Source organism: uncultured Ferrimonas sp., from assembly GCF_947489035.1.
In the GTDB taxonomy this organism is placed as follows: Bacteria; Pseudomonadota; Gammaproteobacteria; order Enterobacterales; family Shewanellaceae; genus Ferrimonas.
The window spans coordinates 72718-92836 of sequence record NZ_CANLCI010000013.1; the positions used below are offsets into that span (position 1 = coordinate 72718).

Genomic DNA, 20119 nt, shown 5'->3' on the forward strand with positions numbered 1-20119 from the left:
CATTCCTCTCTTGCCTTATGCGCTCCACTTGAAGAAGTAGTAAAAGTGAAACCTGCAGCCTCCTACCCGTTAGTTATTGCCATTATTGGCGCCATCACCGGTTTGACTCCGCTGGCGATCGACATGTATCTGCCAGCGATCCCCACCATCGCTGAACATTTTGGCACCGCAACCGAGCGGGTGCAGTTTTCGGTCAGTATCTATCTGCTGTTCTTTGGGATCGGCCAGCTGCTGTTTGGGCCGATCACCGACGCCCTTGGCCGCCTGAAGGTGATGGCCGCTGGCTTGCTGCTGTTTGCGCTGGCGTGTCTTGGCTGCCTCTGGTCGCAAAGCATCGAATCGCTTTTGGTGTGGCGGGCGGTGCAGGCCCTTGGGGGGGCTGCGACGTCGGTAGTCGCAATGGGGATGATCCGCGATCGTTTCGAGCGCGATGAATTTGCCCGTGCAATCAGTTTTGTGATGTTGGTGATGCAGCTGGCGCCGTTGCTGGCGCCGATTTTAGGCGGCTACTTGCTGCTGTTTTCCGGTTGGCAGAGTCTGTTTGTGGTGCTGGCAGTGTCTGCGGTACTGATGCTGATTGCGGTTACCTTTGGCATTGGCGAAACCTTACCGCCCCAGCGCCGAAACAAGTTATCGTTTGCGAATGCGTTGGCCACCTACGCCATGATCCTGCGTCATCGCCACTGCATGAGCTACCTGCTTATCGGCATCATGACCGCCGGCACGCTGTTTTCGTTTATCACCACCGCCCCCTTTGTCTACATCGAATATTTCGGCGTGGCGCCACAGCACTTTGGCTACCTGTTTGGTTTGAACATTGTGGTGATGATGCTGTGCACCAGCTTAAACGCTCGCTATGTGGCCCGTTATGGTGCCCGTAAGATGCTCAGCATTGGCTTATCTATCGCTCTGGTTGGGGCGTTGCTGCTGTTGCTGTGCTATTGGTTGGCGCCGTTATGGCTTTGGGGCTTAACCCTGCCAGTGACTTTGATCTTAGGGCCGTTAGGGCTGATCTCAGCCAACGGCACCAGCTTAGCGCTGGAACCTTTTCCGCAAGCGTCCGGCTCGGTTGCGGCCCTAGGTGGCTTCTTGCGTTTTGGTTGGGGCGCCTTAGCGGGCGGGGTGATCAGCAGTTTGCACACCGGTACCCCGCTGCCATTGGTGTTAATGATGGCCAGTTGCAGCATTATTGCTATCGGGATTTTTCTGCTACAACAGCGTGGTACACTGAACCGCGAGCAAAAATGAGAAGTAAGGAACAAGGATGACGCAACCGCAATCAGAGCAATTGGCTCACGATATTCGCCGCCTAAAATGGGCCTGCCGCCGTGGCATGTTAGAGCTGGATGTGCTGCTAGAACCTTTTGTTGAGCGCCATTACGCTGATCTGTCTGAGCAGGATAAAATCACATTTGAACGGTTGCTGACCTGCGATGATCCAGAGATGTTCGCGTGGTTTATGGGCCACGAAACCTGCCCGCAACCGCAGTTAGCGGCCATGGTGCAACTGATCCTTGCCCGCAACAGTTTATAGTTTCGCGCCCATACCCTCCCAATTAGCCCAGCGTTTACGCTGGGCTAATTGGGTACTGCTGTTGGCGTTGGTGCTGATCACCCCGCGTTACAATGAGTGGCAGCTGCCGCTGTTACTGCTGTTGATGGCGTATTTAGGTTGGCAGCAATGGCATCGTTCCCCACCGCGGATCGCCCCATTTACGGTTGATGCCCAAGGGCAGGGGCGACGTTTGCAAGATGGGTGTGTTTTTAGCCTGAGTCGGCGCTGTCGATTGCTGCCGCAACTGTTGCTGCTGCACAGTGAGACTTTAGGGTGGCAATGGCTGTGGCAAGACAGCGTTGACGACGCCAGTTGGCGCCGCCTGTGCCGAGTTGCCCTGCAGGTTCAGCGGGGTGACAATATCGTTGGTGCGGGATCGGACGTTAATTCCGGGTAATCCAAGGTGAAGTGCAAGCCGCGACTCTCTTTGCGGTTCATGGCACAGCGGATGATCAGCTCAGCAACTTGCACCAAGTTACGCAGCTCCAGCAGATCGTTGCTGATCTTAAAGTCGCTGTAGTATTGCTGGATTTCAGTGTTAAGCATCTCGACCCGTCGCAGCGCTCGCTGCAGCCGTTTATCGGTACGCACAATCCCCACGTAATCCCACATAAACAGGCGCAATTCATGCCAGTTGTGGGCGATCACAACCTGTTCATCGGAATCCACCACTTGGCTGTCATCCCAGCGCGGCAGTGGCGGCACGGGCCGTTGTTGTACCTCGGCCAATTGCGCTTCGATGTCGTGGGCGGCAGCGCGGGCAAACACCAAACATTCCAACAACGAGTTGCTGGCCATGCGGTTGGCGCCGTGCAAGCCGGTATAGGCCACTTCGCCAATAGCATACAGCCCGGGTAGATCGGTGGCGCCGTTCAGATCGGTGACCACGCCGCCACAGGTGTAGTGGGCGGCGGGTACGACTGGGATAGGCTCGGCGGTGATGTCGATCCCCAGTTCAAGGCAGCGTTCGTAAATGGTGGGAAAATGCTTGGTAATGAACTCGGCCGGTTTGTGGCTGATGTCCAGATGCATGCAATCGGCACCCAAGCGCTTCATCTCATAATCAATGGCGCGGGCGACAATGTCCCGCGGCGCCAGCTCTTCACGATCATCAAAGTCCGGCATAAAGCGGCTGCCATCAGGGCGGCGCAACAAGGCACCTTCACCGCGCAGCGCTTCGGTCAGCAGAAAGTTACGGGCTTCTGGGTGAAACAGGCAGGTTGGGTGGAATTGGTTAAATTCCATGTTGGCCACGCGGCAGCCAGCACGCCATGCCATGGCAATGCCATCGCCAGAGGCAACGTCGGGGTTTGAGGTGTACTGATACACCTTGGACGCGCCGCCGGTCGCCAGAGTCACAAAGTGCGCCTGCACGGTTTCCACCTGACCGCTGTCGCGGTTAAGCACATAGGCCCCCAACACGCGGTTGGATTGCTCGGTGCCGAGCTTATCCGCAGTGATCAGATCCACCGCGTTATAGCCTTCCAGCACGGTGATGTTCGGGTGCTGTCGTGCTTGTTGCTGCAGGGTTTGCTGGATCTCTTTGCCGGTGGCATCGGCGGCGTGCAAGATGCGCCGATGGCTGTGGCCGCCTTCGCGGGTTAGGTGAAAGCGGCTTTGACCGTCGCTGTCGATCTCGGTATCAAAATCCGCCCCTTGGCCGATCAGCCATTCCAGCGCTTTGCGTGCGTTGCTGGCGGTAAAGTGCACCGCCTGCCGATCGCACAGGCCTGCGCCAGCAATTAAGGTGTCGTCCACGTGGGAGTCGATGCTGTCGTCTTCATCAAACACGGCCGCTACGCCGCCTTGGGCATAGTAGGTTGAACCATCTTTGAGTTTGCTTTTGGCGATGACGGTTACTTTGGCGTGTTGCGCCAATTTGATCGCCAACGTTAAGCCCGCGGCACCACTGCCAATAATTAACGCGTCGGTGCGGTGTTCAAGCCCTTGAGTCATCCGGTATCATGGTGGGAATTGAAGTGATTCGATAATGTTACCGCGAGTTGCCGTAAACGCCCAATGTTTAACGAAGTAGCTGGTTTTTGTAAATTGACAAAAATATTTACGAACTTTCTCTGAGGGCGGCAGTCTTACTTAGTGCGCTTGAGACGAGTAAGCAAAAAATTCAACAGGTTAGTAGGAGTGACGACTCGAGTGAGTGAGCCGTTAAGTGATCAACAACTGGTCGAGCGCGTGCAGCAGGGTGATAAGCAAGCTTTCAACCTGCTCGTTGTGAAGTATCAGCATAAAGTGGCCAACTTGATTGGTCGCTACGTGAAAAACCAAGGTGACGTGGCGGATGTGGCGCAAGAAGCGTTCATTAAAGCTTACCGTTCTTTGCCAAATTTTCGCGGTGATAGCGCGTTTTACACATGGTTGTATCGCATTGCGGTAAACACGGCCAAAAACTATCTGGTTAGCCAAGGGCGTCGCCCGCCGGCCAGTGATGTGGATGCCGAAGAAGCCGAGTACTACGATGGTGCAGATGCTTTGCGCGACGTAGCGTCCCCAGAACGCCAAGTGTTATCGGACGAGATCAAAACCGTGGTGTTTAACACCATTGATAACTTGCCCGAAGAGTTAAAAGTGGCCATTACCTTGCGAGAGATCGAAGGGATGAGCTACGAAGAGATTGCGGCAGTGATGGACTGCCCGGTTGGCACAATCCGCTCGCGGATCTTTCGTGCCCGGGAAGCCATCGAACGGAAAATTCAACCGCTGATTGAGCGGTAACAACAAAGGTACTTCATGGTGACAGATAGAAAGGAACAGTTGTCGGCTTACGTGGATGGTAACGATCACGACGGCATGTTGGACCAAGTCTTGTCCGATCCACAGCTCAACCAGCATTGGCAAAACTACCATTTGATTGGTGATGCCATGCGCAACGAACTGCCCAATGAGCTGAATTTCGACATTGCCGCTGGCGTGGCTGCGGCATTAGAGCAAGAGCCAACAGTATTGGCACCTAAGCCGACCAAGCAACGCTTTGCTCTGCCCGCGAAAGTGGTGCAACTGGGCAAGCAATTTGGCCAATACGCCATTGCGGCGGGTGTGGCAGCGGTTGCCGTTGTCGGCGTACAACAGTACGGCGTACAAAACAGCGTAAACCCAACCCCCGTATTGCAAACCACGCCGTTACTGGGGGCGCCAACGCCAGCCAGTTACCAAGTACCAGGCATGGGCCAGCAAAACGAGCGCAGCGCCGAAGAGGAAGCGAAAGAGCAGCAGATGCGCGCTAACGCCTTCTTACGGGATCACCTGCTGCAGCAGCGTTTAAATGGTATCGTGGTACAACAGTGATCCTTAGCTGACAGGACCTTACATTGCAGCGTATTTTGTTTTTAGCGGCGCTGATCTTCTCTTCGATGATCAGCGCGGCCCCCGCCGATACACCCACCGAATCCTCCAGCGACGTCGCCAAACAGTGGCTCAGCCGGATGGAAACCGCCCTTAACACCAGCAACTATCAGCTCTCGTTAGTGCAGATGCAGCGCGAGCAGATCCGCCCTATGCGCTACCACCATGGCGTCCTGAATGGCGAACAGGTGGCGTTCTTAGAGCACTTGAACGGTTCGATTAAAAGCGCCGCTCGGGTTGCCGATAAAGTGGTTTACCTTGAGCAAGACAGCCAACCTTACAGCGTAACCAGCAACCGGATCCCTGGGGTTGTCCCCGGCGCCTTTGCCGGTGGGCTGTTGCAGTTGCAAGACAACTACCGCTTTGTTGCCGGTGGGCGTAACCGCGTGGCGGGGCGCAGTGCTCAGCTGATCCGCATCGTTGCCGCAGATCAATACCGCTATCAATACCGCGTCTGGATCGACATCGATACCGCGTTGCCGTTGCGGGTCGACTTGGTTGATCCCAACAATGCCCTGCTGGAACAGATGCTGGTGATTGAGATCCACGTATTTGGCGAACCGCTGCCAATCCTATCCGAGCTGAAAGCCCAACCGTGGCCGGAAGTGGTGATGGCGCCAGCCAGCAAAGCGGAGCACCCGTGGCGTTTCGGTTGGTTGCCGCAAGGGTTTGAAGTACGTCATTACGATCAGCACATGCTGTTGGGCTTGAACGAGCCGGTGGAATACCTGGCGTTAACCGATGGCCTCAGCGATTTTTCGGTCTACATTGGTCGTACCGGCAAAGTCGAGCTGCCGAAGAACATCACCGCCGGTAACGGCTTATCGCTGGCCTCGGCCATTCACGGCGACTTTGAAGTGGTGGTGGTGGGTAAAATGCCTGTCGAAGCCTTGGCTAACGTGGCCGACAATATCTATCCCGCCCAAGAATGATTGAAGCCATCGCAACCGTCGAAGGTTACCACCACGGCCAGTTGACCATCAGCTGGTTTAGCCAAACCGCCTGCGGCCATTGCGAGCAGGCGGATGAGTGCGGCTCAGGCGTGGTGGCCAAAGCGATGGCCCCCAAGCAAAATCGTCTTACCCTTGATAGCCCAACCTCATACCCCGTAGGCAGCCAGTTGCGAATTGGTATTGCCGAGCAAGATCTCTTACGCGCATCCGCGGCGGTCTATTTGTTACCGCTGATGACAGGACTGTTACTGGCCGTGCTGGCACAAGCTAGTATTGGGCTCGAGGGGATCACAATTTTGGCGTCGTTATTCGGCGGTGTTGCTGGCTGGGCAGTGGCTCGACAGTGGGCCGCCAAACAGCCGAAACCGTTGACCATTCTGGGTCAGTTAGGGCAACCGATCGCAGGCGCATAGCCCAGCGGCCAAAAATCCGTTAAAATCGCCCCCCTTAGTTGTGCCAACCGTAGTAAATAAGGGTTTTGCTCGGCCAAGTCAGGCAGCGCAATTATTTACTCCGATTGGCATTTAGACACAGTTATTTAGCGAAGTAGCGGCACAGATGAAGCACATTCGAAATTTCTCGATTATCGCCCACATTGATCACGGCAAGTCCACCTTGTCCGATCGACTGATCCAGCATTGCGGCGGCTTGTCCGAACGTGAAATGGAAGCGCAAGTTTTGGATTCTATGGATCTGGAACGCGAACGCGGCATTACCATCAAGGCCCAGAGTGTGACTCTGGATTACAAAGCCCAAGATGGCGAAACCTACCAGTTAAACTTCATTGATACCCCAGGGCACGTGGACTTCAGTTACGAAGTCTCCCGCTCCTTGGCGTCCTGTGAAGGCGCGCTATTGGTGGTCGATGCTGGTCAAGGCGTAGAAGCCCAGACGTTGGCCAACTGTTACACCGCCATCGAGATGGACTTGGACGTATTGCCAATCCTCAACAAGATCGATCTGCCTCAGGCGGATCCAGATCGGGTGGCCCAAGAAATTGAAGACATCGTTGGCATCGATGCGGTGGATGCTACCCGTTGCAGCGCCAAAACCGGCATCGGCATCGACGACGTACTGGAAACCATCGTGCGCGATATTCCAGCACCAGAAGGCGATCCAGAGGCGCCGCTGCAGGCCTCAATCATCGACTCGTGGTTTGATAACTACCTTGGCGTGGTGTCTTTAGTTCGCATTAAAAACGGCAAACTGAAGAAGAACGACAAGATTAAAGTGATGAGCACCGGTCAGGTGTGGGGCGTGGATCGCTTGGGGATCTTTACGCCGAAGCAGGTGGATAAAACCGAGCTGCTTACCGGCGAAGTAGGCTGGGTGGTGATGGGGATCAAAGAGATCCTTGGCGCCCCTGTGGGCGATACCTTAACCCACGCCAAGCATGGCGCAGAACATCCCCTGCCAGGCTTTAAGAAAGTAAAGCCGCAGGTGTACGCGGGCTTGTTCCCAATCTCTTCGGAAGATTACGAAGCGTTCCGTGATGCACTGGCGAAGTTATCGCTGAACGACGCATCGCTGTTCTTCGAACCAGAAAGCTCAACCGCACTGGGCTTTGGCTTCCGTTGTGGCTTCTTGGGCATGTTGCACATGGAGATCATCCAAGAGCGTCTTGAGCGCGAATACAACTTGGATCTGATCACCACCGCGCCAACGGTAGTGTACAAAGTAACCACCACCGCCGGCGAAGAAGTGATGGTGGATAACCCATCAGGTTTGCCCGCCATCAACAGCATTGAAACCATCGCCGAGCCGATTGTGGAAGCCAACATCTTGGTGCCACAAGAGTACTTGGGGAACGTGATCACCCTGTGTATTGAACGTCGCGGCGTGCAAAAAGACATGTCCTACCACGGCAACCAAGTGGCGGTGCGTTACGACTTGCCAATGGCGGAAGTGGTGTTGGATTTCTTCGATCGTCTGAAGTCGACCTCTCGTGGCTTTGCGTCGCTGGACTACAACTTTGTTCGCTTCAACGAAGAGAAGATGGTTCGAGTGGACGTACTGATCAACGGCGACCGAGTGGATGCCTTGGCGATGATCACCCACACCGACAACGCCCAGTTCCGTGGCCGTCAGTTGGTTGAGAAGATGCGTGAGCTGATCCCTCGGCAGATGTTCGACGTGGCGATTCAGGCTGCCATTGGCAACCAAGTGATTGCGCGCTCAAACGTAAAAGCCCTGCGTAAAGACGTAACCGCGAAGTGTTACGGCGGCGACGTTTCTCGTAAGAAGAAGCTGCTGCAGAAGCAGAAAGAGGGTAAAAAACGAATGAAGCAAGTGGGCAACGTTGAAGTACCACAAGAAGCCTTCCTCGCCATTTTGAAAGTCGGAGACAGCTAATACATGGCCACCCTGTTTTCTCACATTTTAGTGATCCTAACCCTTGCCAGCGGATTGGTGTGGGCGTTTGACCATTTTGTGTTGTTGCCGAAACGCCGCATGGCGGTGGCAACGGCAGAAGCCAGCAATGGTGCGCCACTGGGCGACGATGCACGCCACAGCATGTTGCGTGAAGGCGCCATTGCCGAAAACTGCCACGGGGTGTTTCCGGTGCTGTTTGCCGTGCTGATCTTCCGTTCGTTCATCTTTGAACCATTCCAGATCCCATCGGGTTCGATGATGCCAACCTTACTGGTTGGCGATTTCATCTTGGTCGAGAAATACGCCTATGGCCTCAAGGATCCGGTATTGCGCTCTGAATTGGTGGCCACTGGCAGCCCAGAGCGGGGCGATATTGTGGTGTTCAAATACCCAAAAGATGAGCGCGTTGATTACATCAAACGTGTGGTTGGCCTGCCAGGCGACCGCATCGTTTACCGCAATAAAACGTTATACATCCAGCCGAAGTGTGACCGTGGCCAAAGCCCATGCCCGCAGCTGCAAGAGGTGGCTCAGGCCAGCGTCAACCAAGGTGAATTTAGCCAAGGTAAACTGCCGCTAACCCGCTTGAAAGAGCAACTGGGCGAAGTCACCCACGATCTGTTAGTGAACCCATCGCGGCGCGAGCCGGTGGGCTACTACCACAGCCAGCCTGGAACGCGTGTGGGCGAATGGATTGTGCCAGAAGGCAAATACTTCGCCATGGGCGACAACCGCGACAACTCAACCGACAGCCGTTTCTGGGGTTTTGTTGATCAGTCACAATTGGTTGGTCGTGCCACCTTTATCTGGATGTCATTTGAATTTGAACGTGACGCCGATAGCGTATTGCCAAGTTGGGTTCCAACTGGCGTCCGTCTTGATCGCCTTGGAGGCATCGAGTGAGCCAAGCCAAGCTAAACCGCTTGCAGGATGCACTGAATTATCAATTCAAGGATGAAGCTCATCTGCAATTGGCGCTAACCCACCGCAGTGCGGCGGGTCGCCACAATGAGCGTCTCGAATACTTAGGCGACGCCATTTTAGGCTTCGTTATTGCTGACGAGCTGTACCACCGTTTTCCGAAAGTCACCGAAGGCGACATGACCCGCATGCGCGCCAGCTTAGTCAAAGGGGTAACCTTGGCTGAGCTTGGCCGCGAGCTGAACCTGCCGGAAGTGATCAAGCTTGGCCCTGGCGAGCTGAAATCCGGCGGCTTCCGTCGCGAGTCGATTTTGGCCGATGCGGTCGAAGCGATTTTTGGCGCAGTGTACCTTGATGGTGGCACCGAAGCGGCGCGGGAACTGATTTTAAACCAGTACCAAAGTCGCTTAGCCGCAATTGAGCCGGGCCGCCGTCAGAAAGATCCGAAAACCAGCCTGCAGGAATACCTGCAAGGACGCCGTAAAGCGTTACCGCTGTATACCGTGCTCACCGTTGCCGGTGATGCCCACGATCAAACCTTTACCGTAAGCTGTGAAGTAGAAGATCTGACCGACACCATCGTTGGTGAAGGATCTTCACGCCGCAAGGCCGAGCAGGATGCTGCAGCCAAAACTCTGGAGCTGTTACAAGCATGACCGATACTACCTACTGCGGCTTTGTGGCCATTGTTGGCCGCCCAAATGTGGGCAAATCCACTTTGCTTAACAACATCTTGGGTCAAAAAGTCAGCATCACTTCGCGCAAGCCACAAACCACCCGCCATCGCATCATGGGCATTCATACCGAAGGGGCACGTCAGACCATCTTCGTTGATACCCCAGGGCTGCACATGGAAGAGAAGCGCGCCATCAACCGTTTGATGAACCGCGCTGCGGCGTCCTCCATTGGTGACGTTGAGATGGTGATCATGGTGGTGGAAGGCACCAAGTGGTCGCCCGACGACGACATGGTGTTGAATAAGATCAAACGCGGTGCCAGCGAGCGCAAAACCGTGTTGGTGGTGAACAAGGTTGATCAGGTTAAGAACAAAGAAGAGCTGTTCCCCCACCTAGAGTGGATCCAGAACAAGTTTGCCTTTGACGCCATCATCCCAATGTCGGCAGGCAAAGGCGACAAGCCGGATCAGCTCATCAGCATGGCGCAAGAGCTGCTGCCAGAAGGCATTCACTACTTCCCAGAAGAGTACGTTACCGATCGCAGCCAGCGCTTTATGGCGGCGGAAATTCTGCGCGAGAAACTGATCCGCTTCTTGGGCGACGAACTGCCTTACTCACTTAACGTTGAGATTGAACAGTTTGGTGTGGACGAGAAAGGGATCTTTCACATCAACGCCTTGATCTTGGTTGAGCGCAGCGGCCAAAAACGGATGGTGATTGGCAGCAACGGCGAGAAGATCAAAGTGATTGGCCGTGAAGCCCGCATCGACATGGAAGAGCTGTTCGACAACAAAGTCTACTTAGAGACTTGGGTCAAAGTGAAATCCGGTTGGGCCGACGATGAACGCGCCTTGCGTAGCCTTGGCTACGGCGACGATTAATCGTTTCGGTTGCGCGCAGGGGTGAGTAATCAGACCGAGCCACGACTGACTCGTGCTTATCTGCTGCACGCTCGCCCCTACCGCGAGAACAGCCTGCTGCTGGATCTGCTCAGTGAAGAACACGGCCGCATTGCGGCCGTTGCTCGTACTGGCGGCAAAAGTGGCCTCGCTAAAAAAGCCCAGTTGCAGCCGTTTCGGCCACTGCTGATTGGCCTTGGCGGTCACGGCACCTTACGGAAATTAGCGCAGCTCGAAGCCCCAACCATGCCACTGCCTCTCAGCGGCACCTCGCTCTACAGTGGCTTATACCTTAACGAACTGTGCCAGCGTTTGCTGCCCGAGTGGCAAGAGCTGACCCATCTGTTTGAACAATATCAGTGCTGCTTGATGGCCTTGGCGGGCGACAATCAAGTGGAAGCCAACCTGCGTTACGTTGAACTGTTATTGCTGCAACACCTTGGCCAATTGCCCAGCATCGAATACGATGCCAGCGGCGATCCCTTGCACGTTGACGCCAACTACCTGTGGCGACCGGGGCAAGGCTTTATCGCCACGGCTCAACCGAACCATCGCGCCGTCAGTGGTGCCATGTTGCTGGCCTGGAGCCAACAACAACTGCTTGAGCCAGAGCATCTGCGCCAAGCCAAAACCCTAATTCGAACCCTATTGCAGCCGCTGCTCGGTAATAAACCGCTGCACAGCAGGACGCTATTTAGCCGACAACGAGGACGACATGAGCATACTTCTGGGCGTTAACATCGATCACATTGCCACCTTGCGCCAAGCCCGTGGCACCAACTACCCCGATCCCGTCCATGCCGCAGCCGTGGCAGAGATGGCCGGTGCCGATGGCATTACCATCCACCTGCGCGAAGATCGCCGCCACATCATCGATCGCGATGTTGAAGTGTTGGCGCAGACCATCAAAACCCGCATGAACTTAGAGATGGCGGTTACCGAAGAGATGCTGGCCATTGCCGAGCGGATCAAACCGGCTTACGTCTGTTTGGTGCCGGAAAAACGGGAAGAGCTGACCACCGAAGGCGGCTTGGATGTGGCGGGGCAGCAGGACAAGATGGAAGACGCGTGCCAGCGACTCAAAGCCGCAGGCATTAAGGTGTCGCTGTTTATCGATGCTTGTCCGACGCAGATTGAAGCCGCGGTTGCGGTTGGCGCGCCTTACATTGAGATCCACACCGGTGCGTATGCTGATGCCAGCACCGAGGTGCAGCAACAAGCGGAACTTGAGCGGATCGCCAAAGGCGCGAAGCTGGCCGCTAGCCTTGGCTTGGTGGTGAACGCAGGGCATGGCCTGCACTACCATAACGTTCAGCCGATTGCCGCCATTCCAGAGTTCTACGAGCTCAACATCGGCCACAGCATCATCGCCCGTGCCGCCATCGAAGGCTTGGCTCCGGCGGTGCAAACCATGAAGCAGCTGATGCTGGACGCCCGCCGCTAATGGCGATCAAGGGGCTGGGCACCGACATTGTCGAGATCCCGCGTTTTGCCGCTCGGTTCGATAAGTTGGGCGACAAACTGGCGCAGCGGATCTTAACCGCGGCCGAGCTGAATGAGCTCGCCGCAGCCAACGACAAGCCCCGCTTTGTGGCCAAACGCTTTGCGGTGAAAGAGGCGGCCTCCAAGGCGCTGGGCACCGGCATTGGTCGCGGTGTCTCCTTTCACCATATTGAAGTCAGCCACGACGATTGGGGCGCGCCCAAGTTGCAATTGACTGGCGGTGCCGCCGAGCGCATGGCGCAACTTGGCGCCGATAGCGCCCACCTGTCGCTGTCGGATGAACAAGCCTACGCGGTCGCCACCGTGGTGATCGAAGGCCCTTAGTCTCAGCCTTTGTTTTAGCTCGCTGTTGGTATGGCTGTGCTGAAGCTATTGTCGCCTGCAGCCCAATCCAGCACATTGCTTTTAAGTGGTTATGTCGCGGTGGCGACGACACCCAAAGGGGTTCCCCCTTTGGGATCCCACTGCCTTAAACACAGCGTCACTTTCGCTCCTTGCACTGCGCCATTCGGCACTGCATCGATGCGCCATCCATGGCTTAGCGATGCATCCACAACATCCTGTTGTTCCGCCTCATTTTGCAGTACATCGCGCAACGCTGTGATGCGGCAATAAAGCCGAAGCGGCTTTGCTCTCATCGCCGCCTATCGCATCAACGCCAGCCATTGCGCTGGCGTTGTGCGCTGGCCACTTCGGCGTGAAGCGTGATGGCAGCAACAGCAATTGCGGCCAGATCCTACGACAATAATCGCCATTTTTTTGCAGGAGTGACGTTAATGCTGTCTTGGTTACGCCAACGGAGTGCACCGATCCCAACGCCATTGGCGGGGCTGGCTTTGGCCATCGCCAGTGTGGGCATGCAGTGGGACTTGCGCCTTGGTTTGGGGTTGCAGCTGCAAACGGCAATGGCGCTGCTGGCCACGGCGTTGCTGCTGCCGCTGGCGCTGAAGTTTACGCTGAACAGCCCATTACTTAACCAAGAGCTGCGTCATCCGGTGCTGGCAGCGGTAATGCCAACCTTTGCGATGGCGCTGATGATGCTGTCGGTGACGCTGGCCAGCGTGAGCCAATGGGCCGGCGCCTTGCTGTGGAGTGCGGCGGTGGTGCTGCATCTGTGGCTGTTGTGGCGTTTTATCGTCAATGTGCGTAAGCGATGGGGCGTGGAGCAGATGGCACCGCCATGGTTCATTCCCACCGTTGGCATTGTGGTGGCACCGCTGACCAGCCCGGCGGGGTTGGCGTGGCTGGATCTGGCGCTGATGTGGTTTGGGCTGATCTGCTGCATGGCGCTGCTGCCGTTGATGCTGTATCGGCTGATCTTTCTCGATTTTAGCGATGGTGCGTTGCAACCCACCTTTGGGGTAATGGCGGCGCCAGTCAGCATGGCGTTGGCGGGGTACTTAAAGGTGGTGGCCGCGCCGCATCCGGCGCTGGTGCTGTGGTTGTTAAGCGCCGCTTTGCTGTTTACCTGCTTGGTGTACCTGCTGTTGCCCAAGCTGCTGCGGCTGCCATTTAGCCCCAGCTTTGCGGCGCTGACCTTCCCGTTGGTCGTCAGCGCCACGGCGCTGGAGTTGCTGGTGGCAAGGTTACCGCAGTTAGGCTGGGATCAACTTGGCTGGGGCTTGGTGTGGGCGATTCAGGCGATGGCGGATCTGCAGTTGCTGATCGCCACGGTGATGGTGACGATAGTGGCAGTTCGCTTTGCTCTGCACGGCTGGGGCAGAGCCGCTCTTCGTTAGCGTTTAAAGTGGCGATCCAGCAGGGCAAACAGCAGCGTTTGCGCGTCGCGGTGATCAAATTCTGGCAGTGGCCCAATCAACTGCTGATACATCGACTGCGTCCACTCTAGGTGGCATTGCAGCCCCAGCACCCGTGTGGGCGCATGGTGATAGATCTGCTCGGCACACAGGGCAGTGCTGCCATGCAGGGTCGCGCCTTGGGGCAGCGCCACGTGATAATGGTGGGCTTGCAGCACTTGCAGTTGTTGGCCGTTGTCTCGGGTTAAGGTGACCGCCCCAAATTCCGGCGTCGACAGCGGCTTTACGGTGCTGCCCAGCAGATGTGCCAGCATCTGCGCCCCTAAGCAGATGGCCACAATCGGTCGGTTCGCGTCCAGCGCCTGCTGCAGCCAAGCCAATTCCGCTTGCATCCACGGGTGCTCAGCGCGGTCTTTCACGTTGTATTCGCCACCCAGCACGATCACCCCATCAAACGCCGTAACTGCGGCGAACGACGGCTGCTGTTCACTGTGCCAATACACCAACTCAATCTGTTGCTGCTGCGCCCAGTCGCGGATCAGGCCAGGGTGTTCCTGTTGATGGTGTTGCAGTACCGCCAGTTTCATTCGCGCTCCTGAAAATCGAGGGTTTCTAAGTAAACCGAATGCAGCGGATAGCCGCCTTTAAGCTGCTGGTATGGCGTGGTTGGCTGACCCTCGGTCAGCTGCACCGGGGTGGTGCTCTCAAGGGCAGTGTCGACCAACAGCAGTTGATCGAAGCTGGGCAAGGCGCCAATGCGGTGCACCAGCAACGTTTGTTGCCCCAAGGCTATCGGGTAATAGCTGCCACTGGCCAACTCGGTTAAGGGTTTATTCAATAGCACCTTGTCCACGTTAAATGTCACCTGAGTGAGGCGGGGCTGGCCGCCGCGTTCAAAATGGCCAGCGACAACGGTGGCGCTGAAATGGTTGAGGCTGCCGTGCATCAACTGATGCAGATCGAAGGTTTCTGGATTGAGGGTGATCAGCGGGTATTGCGCCAGCAGCGCATCGATTTGGGCTTGGGCGCTGGGATCAGTCGAGAGGGTTAACAGCAACTGATGTGAATGCATCGAACCATGCAATGGCATGTGGCTTGCCACCAACCCCTGTTTGGTTTGCACCAGCGCCATGCCATGGGTACCAATGGCGGCGCCGACGCTGGGCAGTGAGAGCAGTAGCAGTACAGTAGCGAGCAGGGTTTTCATGCTTATCCTTAGCGATGCAGTCTAGAGAGGAAACACTGCGTTATTTCCCCATGGGGAACAACCCCGCTCTTGGAGTGCACGGTTGCCACCAATGTAACGTTAATTATACGTTTTGGGTGTATTTCTATGCAGGAACAACGTGCTGAGCCTAACCGTGGCGTTCCCTAACACGGCGGTGAGTTAAGTACAGCGGCTGGCGTGATTAAGTTGCGCTAAATCAAATTCAGCGATGTTAATAATCGGGGGTGTTTCAATTGGCGCTGTGGCTGGCTAGGGTGTGGCTTGGGTTGTTGGGCGGAAAAGGGTAAGGCGCTTGAAGCGAGATAAAGTGCCGTTGCAGCGGCAAGCAAAATGGGATCTTGGGATCGCGCTGTTGGGGTTACTGGCGAGCAGCGTCCTGTTGCAGCAACTGGATGGCTTTGAATGGTTATACCAACTTAGTCGGCAACACGAAGCCTGGCAGCTGGACGAGTTGCTGCTGAGCATGATGTTGATGCCATTAGTCTTAAGCTGGTTTTCCTATCGACGCTGGCAAGAGGCGCAACAAGCGAGCGCAGAGTTGCAGCATCAAGCGCTGTTTGATCCGCTCACCCAGCTGCCGAACCGCACTCACTTCACCCAATTATTGCAAGACGCCTGCAACCAAGATGACGGTGGCAACATCAGTGTTATGTTGCTGGATCTGGATAACTTTCAGGCGCTTAATCGGCGTTATGGCGCCGCCTTTGGTGATCAACTGTTGTTGGTGATCAGTCAGCGCCTGTGGGGCTGCCTTGATCTGTGCGATCAACTGGCGCGTTTTGGCAGTGATGAGTTTGCCTTAATTTCTGGCCATTGTGATTCGCAGCAACGGGCCATCAATATGGCTGAGCGGATCCTGCTAATGTGCCGCACGCCGGTGCACATCGACGGCGTCGAAGTGCGGCTGAGTGCCAGCATTGGGATCAGCAGCCGTTCGGCGGAGCTGGGGCAACAGCAGCCCGAGCACCTGTTGCGCCAAGCCAACAACGCGATGCACGACGCCAAGCTTAACGGCAAAGATGGGTACGTTTGCTTCAATGTGGACGACAGCCAGTGTAAGCAGGTGCAGCAACAGCAGCGGCAGCGCTTCAAGCGGGCGCTGCAACACAACGAACTGCAGCTGTATCTGCAACCGCAGGTGGCGTTGGGCAGCGGCAAGGTGATTGGTGCTGAAGCATTACTGCGCTGGCATCACCCGCAACAGGGGCTGCGTTTTCCCGATAGCTTTCTTACGGCGACCGAGCAGCACCCGCTGGCGGTAGAGTTGGGGGAATGGGTGCTAGAGCAAGGGTTGCAGCAGTTGCTTCGGTGGCAGCAACAGGGGATCCAGTTGAAGCTCAGCGTGAACATCACCCCATACCACCTGCTGCAGCCGGATTTTCTTAGCCGTTTGCAGCTGCTGATAGCCCGCTATCCCGATGCGCCGCGCCACCGGTTGCAAATTGAAGTGGTGGAAACCAACAACCTGACCGATCTGCGTCATGCGGCAGACACCATGCGCCAGTGTGGCTTATTGGGGGTCAAGTTTGCCCTTGATGACTTTGGCAGCGGTCACTCGTCGTTAACCTACCTGCGTGAGTTACCGGCCCAAGTGCTGAAAATCGACCGCAGCTTCACCCGCGACATTATGGAAGATTACAACGATCTGGTGGTGGTAAAAGCGATGATCCGCTTGGGCTATACCTATGGCCTAGAAGTGTTGGCCGAAGGGATAGAAACCGAGGCGCAGCAGCAGAAACTGCACAGCCTCGGTTGCGGCTATGGCCAAGGCTATCTGTACGCCAAAGCGTTGCCGCCACAGGAGTTTGATGCTTGGTTGCAAACGCAACCGTGAAGCCGCCAGCGGTTAAGGCGCTGCCGTCTCTGCGGCTTTGATAAACCGCGCAGGGTTGCCACCGACGACGGTATAGGGGGCAACGTCTTTGGTCACCACCGCGCCGGCGGCAACAATGGCGCCTGCACCAATGGTGATCCCCGGCAGCACAATCACGCCGGCGCCCAGCCACGCTTTGTCGCCAATGTGGATTGGCTTTGCGATTTCGATGCCAGCAAGGCGCTGCTCGGCGTCGTTGGCGTGATTCACGGTGATCAGCTGCACCTTGGGGCCAATCAACACATGCTCGCCAATGGTGATCCCCGCGTGATCCAGCAGCACACAATCCCAGTTAATGAACGACATCGCCCCGATTTTAGTGAAGCGAGCGTAGCAGGTTCGCAGCGGTGGCTGGATCATGGCGCTGGGGTGAATGTCCATGCCCATCTCTTGCAACAGCTGTTGGCCCTCATGACCACTGGCCCCTTGGTTAAATCGCTGCAATATGGGGTAGACCTGTTTGCGGATGCGGTCCATGTCGGCATCAAACAGGTTGTAGGGCAAACCCGCTTGCATTTTTTCTATTTCTGTCATGATGTTACGTCCACTTCTTGGGGGCATTGATGCTACCCCGATTCGGCTGTACGCACCATATGTTATCGGCGCTAAGCGGACTAAGCGGACTAAGCGGCGCAGGAGATCGCCTAAGAGTGCGGGCGGTTCAGAGCGGCGCTAACGGTTGCGGCAAAGTCAGAGCGCGGGCAAGGGGAAAGCGTAAGCGAAAGGGATCGATGTAAAAGCAGGCCAATGGCGACAGCTGCGCCAGCGGCGTTAATGGCCCATCGTGAGGATGAAAGTCGACCAAGGTGGCGGGGTAGGCACGGCCGTAGCCGATGTAATCGGTCAGCAGCAGCTGTTCGCCGTTGGGGTGCGCCAGTGGCATCGGCAGCAGCTTGGTGTGCATCGGCAGTGGCATGGGGTAGTGGTGCAGCTGCCAGTGGCCAGCGAGTTTGCCCTGTTGATTGATGCTGATAAAGCCGTCACGCCCCTGTTGTTGCCAATCAAACTGCGCCAGCCGTTTGGGAATGGCCCAATTGGCGCGGCCGCTGGCGACACTTTGTTCGGTGGAGACCACAATGTGGCTGATGCAGTGGCGCCGACACACCCCAAAATCAAACTTGCCCGGCAGCAGCAACATCTCTTGGTAGGGATTGGGATCGCCGTGCTGGTAATCCACCAACATCAGCGCCCCTAAGCCCCCGCGCGACAATGGCGCTAAGGTGTTGGGCAGCAAACCGGATTGTTGCAGCCACTGGCGTGAAAACCAGTACAGCAGCAGATAGCCACGGCCTTGCAACGACCAAGGCGCGGGGAGGATGTTGGCAGCAGTCATGGCAGTTCCTTAGCCAAGCAGTGATAACGCAGTCCGTGATGGATCCCAAGCTAACATTAACTGGCGTAAAAATGAGCGCCATTTTTTGTGGCGGCGCTTGCCTGTGCCGTTGGCGCAGCGGAGCAGCAGCGGCCATCAGCAAAAAGGGCGTCCGCAATGGACGCCCTTTTTTATGGTTACGGGATAAGTGCGCTGCGCTTACCGGTTACCGGATTGGCTGCGGCCTTGGCCACCACGATTGCCGCTGCGGTTTTGGCCGCCGCGATTGCCAGAGTTGCCTTCGCCGCCACCTGGGTTGCTGCGGTTGCCACTGTTGCTGCTGCGACGACGCTGACCAGCCGGCTTGCTGTCGCCGCTGTGAGCGCCTTGGCCGTTGCGATTGCCTTGGGGCTTGCGACGTCGCGGGGCATCACCGTGTGGCTGCTCGTCACGTTCGCCTTGTGGCTGTGGCTTTTTCGGCTTCTTTGGCTTCTTCGCTTTCAATGGGCGGATCGGCTTAGAAGCCTCCAGCGGGTTTTGTGGATCAAAGCCTTCAATGATCTCACGCTCTAGGTGCTTCTGGGTCAGCTGTTCAACGGCAACCAATTGCTCCCATTCGTCGGCACACACCAAGGAGATCGCGTGGCCACTGGCGCCAGCACGGCCAGTACGGCCAATGCGGTGCACGTAGTCTTCGGCCACCTGTGGCAGCTCGAAGTTCACCACTTGCGGCAGCTGATCGATGTCCAGACCACGGGCGGCGATGTCGGTGGCGACCAGGGCGCGTACTTCACCGGATTTGAAATCAGCCAGCGCACGGGTACGAGCGCCTTGGCTCTTGTTGCCGTGAATGGCCGCTGCGGTGATGTTGAATTCGGTCAGGTACTTGGTCAGCTTGTTCGCGCCGTGTTTGGTGCGGGTAAACACCAACACTTGCTGCCAGCTGTTTTCGCCAATCAGTTGCGCCAGCAGCAGCGGCTTACGCTTTTTGTCTACTGGGTGAACCACTTGCTCAACGGTTTTGGCGGTGGCGTTGCGCGGGGTGACCGAGATCTCCACCGGGTTGTGCACCAAGCCTTTGGCTAAGTCGCGGATCTCTTCTGAGAAGGTCGCTGAAAACAGCAGGTTTTGGCGCTTGGCTGGCAGCAGCTTTAAGATCTTTTTGATGTCGCGAATGAAGCCCATGTCGAGCATCCGATCCGCTTCATCCAGCACCAGCATTTCGAGGTGATCAAAGCGAATGGCGTTTTGCTGGTACAAGTCCAGCAAACGACCTGGGGTGGCCACTAACACGTCAACGCCACTGCGCAGCTTTTGCAGCTGTGGGTTGATCTTAACCCCACCAAAAACCACGGCGCTGCGCAGGTTGGTGTTTTTGGCGTAGGCCTGCACGTTTTCCTGCACCTGAGCCGCTAATTCGCGGGTTGGGGTAAGCACCAAAGCGCGGCATTTATTGCTGCGGGCACGGTCGCCTTTATTAAGCAGATGCAGGATCGGCAAGGTGAAGCCAGCGGTCTTACCGGTGCCGGTCTGCGCTGCCGCCATTACATCTTTACCCTGCATGACTGCGGGGATGGCTTGCGCCTGAATGGGGGTTGGGGCGTCATAGCCCGCGGCGGTGACGGCATCGAGGATCGGTTTGGCTAAACCAAGATCAGAAAACTGCATAGATGGGAATTACTCTGCTTGCACAAGCGAGCCAGGATGG

General features: G+C 56.4%; 22 protein-coding genes. 16 read left to right on the plus strand and 6 right to left on the minus strand.

Annotation, left to right across the window (positions count from 1 at the left end):
- Positions 1–45 precede the first annotated feature (45 nt).
- The 3 genes from Q0796_RS09805 to Q0796_RS09815 are packed head-to-tail and all read left to right on the plus strand — an operon-like array spanning position 46 to position 1952.
- A complete protein-coding gene (locus tag Q0796_RS09805) occupies positions 46–1248 on the plus strand; it encodes a Bcr/CflA family multidrug efflux MFS transporter (RefSeq protein ID WP_298442386.1) in 1203 nt (400 codons plus the stop codon).
- A 16-nt stretch (positions 1249–1264) separates the two neighbouring features.
- Positions 1265–1534: a succinate dehydrogenase assembly factor 2 gene (locus Q0796_RS09810; protein WP_298442387.1), complete on the plus strand. Its 270-nt coding sequence runs from the start codon at positions 1265–1267 to the stop codon at positions 1532–1534.
- Positions 1515–1952: a protein YgfX gene (locus tag Q0796_RS09815; protein ID WP_363322313.1), complete on the plus strand. Its 438-nt coding sequence runs from the start codon at positions 1515–1517 to the stop codon at positions 1950–1952. The genes Q0796_RS09810 and Q0796_RS09815 overlap by 20 nt, the downstream gene beginning before the upstream one ends.
- Here the strand turns inward: Q0796_RS09815 and nadB are convergent.
- Positions 1901–3511, minus strand: a complete 1611-nt coding sequence (gene nadB, locus Q0796_RS09820) for an L-aspartate oxidase (RefSeq protein ID WP_298442391.1) — start codon at positions 3509–3511, stop codon at positions 1901–1903. The two genes, Q0796_RS09815 and nadB, sit on opposite strands and share 52 nt — an antisense overlap.
- 198 nt (positions 3512–3709) lie before the next feature.
- On the opposite strand from nadB, the gene rpoE reads away from it, so the two are divergent.
- From rpoE to Q0796_RS09880, 12 genes are all read left to right on the plus strand, one after another.
- Positions 3710–4288, plus strand: coding sequence for an RNA polymerase sigma factor RpoE (gene rpoE, locus Q0796_RS09825; protein WP_298442393.1), 579 nt, complete (start codon positions 3710–3712; stop codon positions 4286–4288).
- Between the two features lie 18 nt (positions 4289–4306).
- On the plus strand, positions 4307–4858 hold the full coding sequence (locus Q0796_RS09830) for an RseA family anti-sigma factor (RefSeq protein WP_298442395.1): 552 nt from the start codon (positions 4307–4309) through the stop codon (positions 4856–4858).
- A 23-nt stretch (positions 4859–4881) separates the two neighbouring features.
- A complete protein-coding gene (locus Q0796_RS09835) occupies positions 4882–5847 on the plus strand; it encodes a MucB/RseB C-terminal domain-containing protein (protein WP_298442398.1) in 966 nt (321 codons plus the stop codon).
- Positions 5844–6281 (plus strand): SoxR reducing system RseC family protein, encoded by a 438-nt coding sequence (locus Q0796_RS09840; RefSeq protein ID WP_298442401.1) that lies wholly within the window; start codon positions 5844–5846, stop codon positions 6279–6281. The genes Q0796_RS09835 and Q0796_RS09840 overlap by 4 nt, the downstream gene beginning before the upstream one ends.
- 145 nt (positions 6282–6426) lie before the next feature.
- Complete coding sequence (gene lepA, locus Q0796_RS09845) at positions 6427–8220, plus strand: translation elongation factor 4 (protein WP_298442404.1); 1794 nt, start codon at positions 6427–6429, stop codon at positions 8218–8220.
- A 3-nt stretch (positions 8221–8223) separates the two neighbouring features.
- Entirely contained in the window at positions 8224–9144 is a 921-nt protein-coding gene (gene lepB / locus Q0796_RS09850; RefSeq protein WP_298442406.1) for a signal peptidase I, read from the plus strand.
- A 20-nt stretch (positions 9145–9164) separates the two neighbouring features.
- A complete protein-coding gene (gene rnc / locus Q0796_RS09855; protein ID WP_298442467.1) occupies positions 9165–9818 on the plus strand; it encodes a ribonuclease III in 654 nt (217 codons plus the stop codon).
- Positions 9815–10720, plus strand: a complete 906-nt coding sequence (era, locus tag Q0796_RS09860; RefSeq protein WP_298442408.1) for a GTPase Era — start codon at positions 9815–9817, stop codon at positions 10718–10720. Before rnc ends, era begins: the two co-directional genes overlap by 4 nt.
- Before the next feature lie 21 nt (positions 10721–10741).
- The gene (gene recO, locus Q0796_RS09865; RefSeq protein ID WP_298442411.1) at positions 10742–11476 is read left to right on the plus strand and encodes a DNA repair protein RecO; all 735 of its coding nucleotides are present in this window, start codon (positions 10742–10744) and stop codon (positions 11474–11476) included.
- A complete protein-coding gene (gene pdxJ, locus Q0796_RS09870) occupies positions 11454–12182 on the plus strand; it encodes a pyridoxine 5'-phosphate synthase (RefSeq protein WP_298442413.1) in 729 nt (242 codons plus the stop codon). The genes recO and pdxJ overlap by 23 nt, the downstream gene beginning before the upstream one ends.
- Positions 12182–12565: a holo-ACP synthase gene (acpS, locus tag Q0796_RS09875; RefSeq protein ID WP_298442414.1), complete on the plus strand. Its 384-nt coding sequence runs from the start codon at positions 12182–12184 to the stop codon at positions 12563–12565. Before pdxJ ends, acpS begins: the two co-directional genes overlap by 1 nt.
- 452 nt (positions 12566–13017) lie before the next feature.
- Entirely contained in the window at positions 13018–13980 is a 963-nt protein-coding gene (locus tag Q0796_RS09880; protein WP_298442416.1) for a TDT family transporter, read from the plus strand.
- Here Q0796_RS09880 and Q0796_RS09885 read toward each other — a convergent pair.
- A complete protein-coding gene (locus Q0796_RS09885) occupies positions 13977–14585 on the minus strand; it encodes a type 1 glutamine amidotransferase (RefSeq protein WP_298442419.1) in 609 nt (202 codons plus the stop codon). The two genes, Q0796_RS09880 and Q0796_RS09885, sit on opposite strands and share 4 nt — an antisense overlap.
- The gene (locus Q0796_RS09890) at positions 14582–15205 is read right to left on the minus strand and encodes a hypothetical protein (RefSeq protein WP_298442422.1); all 624 of its coding nucleotides are present in this window, start codon (positions 15203–15205) and stop codon (positions 14582–14584) included. The genes Q0796_RS09885 and Q0796_RS09890 overlap by 4 nt, the downstream gene beginning before the upstream one ends.
- 313 nt (positions 15206–15518) lie before the next feature.
- On the opposite strand from Q0796_RS09890, the gene Q0796_RS09895 reads away from it, so the two are divergent.
- Positions 15519–17060 (plus strand): bifunctional diguanylate cyclase/phosphodiesterase, encoded by a 1542-nt coding sequence (locus tag Q0796_RS09895; RefSeq protein ID WP_298442425.1) that lies wholly within the window; start codon positions 15519–15521, stop codon positions 17058–17060.
- Positions 17061–17072: 12 nt separating this feature from the next.
- Here Q0796_RS09895 and Q0796_RS09900 read toward each other — a convergent pair whose 3' ends face one another.
- The 3 genes from Q0796_RS09900 to Q0796_RS09910 form a co-directional block, all read right to left on the minus strand.
- Positions 17073–17633, minus strand: coding sequence for a DapH/DapD/GlmU-related protein (locus Q0796_RS09900; RefSeq protein ID WP_298442428.1), 561 nt, complete (start codon positions 17631–17633; stop codon positions 17073–17075).
- Between the two features lie 127 nt (positions 17634–17760).
- Positions 17761–18432 carry an acetoacetate decarboxylase family protein gene (locus Q0796_RS09905; RefSeq protein ID WP_298442429.1) on the minus strand — a complete coding sequence of 224 codons (672 nt, stop codon included), beginning with the start codon at positions 18430–18432 and terminating at the stop codon, positions 17761–17763.
- A gap of 198 nt (positions 18433–18630) precedes the next feature.
- On the minus strand, positions 18631–20079 hold the full coding sequence (locus Q0796_RS09910; RefSeq protein ID WP_298442430.1) for a DEAD/DEAH box helicase: 1449 nt from the start codon (positions 20077–20079) through the stop codon (positions 18631–18633).
- Positions 20080–20119: the final 40 nt, after the last annotated feature.

Coding starts and splice junctions, on each gene's coding strand:
- Q0796_RS09810 (WP_298442387.1), top strand. CDS start 1,265: ATGACGCAACCGCAATCAGAGCAATTGGCTCACGATATTCGCCGCCTA.
- nadB (WP_298442391.1), bottom strand. CDS start 3,511: ATGACTCAAGGGCTTGAACACCGCACCGACGCGTTAATTATTGGCAGT.
- Q0796_RS09840 (WP_298442401.1), top strand. CDS start 5,844: ATGATTGAAGCCATCGCAACCGTCGAAGGTTACCACCACGGCCAGTTG.
- lepA (WP_298442404.1), top strand. CDS start 6,427: ATGAAGCACATTCGAAATTTCTCGATTATCGCCCACATTGATCACGGC.
- lepB (WP_298442406.1), top strand. CDS start 8,224: ATGGCCACCCTGTTTTCTCACATTTTAGTGATCCTAACCCTTGCCAGC.
- era (WP_298442408.1), top strand. CDS start 9,815: ATGACCGATACTACCTACTGCGGCTTTGTGGCCATTGTTGGCCGCCCA.
- pdxJ (WP_298442413.1), top strand. CDS start 11,454: ATGAGCATACTTCTGGGCGTTAACATCGATCACATTGCCACCTTGCGC.
- acpS (WP_298442414.1), top strand. CDS start 12,182: ATGGCGATCAAGGGGCTGGGCACCGACATTGTCGAGATCCCGCGTTTT.
- Q0796_RS09880 (WP_298442416.1), top strand. CDS start 13,018: ATGCTGTCTTGGTTACGCCAACGGAGTGCACCGATCCCAACGCCATTG.
- Q0796_RS09885 (WP_298442419.1), bottom strand. CDS start 14,585: ATGAAACTGGCGGTACTGCAACACCATCAACAGGAACACCCTGGCCTG.
- Q0796_RS09890 (WP_298442422.1), bottom strand. CDS start 15,205: ATGAAAACCCTGCTCGCTACTGTACTGCTACTGCTCTCACTGCCCAGC.
- Q0796_RS09900 (WP_298442428.1), bottom strand. CDS start 17,633: ATGACAGAAATAGAAAAAATGCAAGCGGGTTTGCCCTACAACCTGTTT.
- Q0796_RS09905 (WP_298442429.1), bottom strand. CDS start 18,432: ATGACTGCTGCCAACATCCTCCCCGCGCCTTGGTCGTTGCAAGGCCGT.
- Q0796_RS09910 (WP_298442430.1), bottom strand. CDS start 20,079: ATGCAGTTTTCTGATCTTGGTTTAGCCAAACCGATCCTCGATGCCGTC.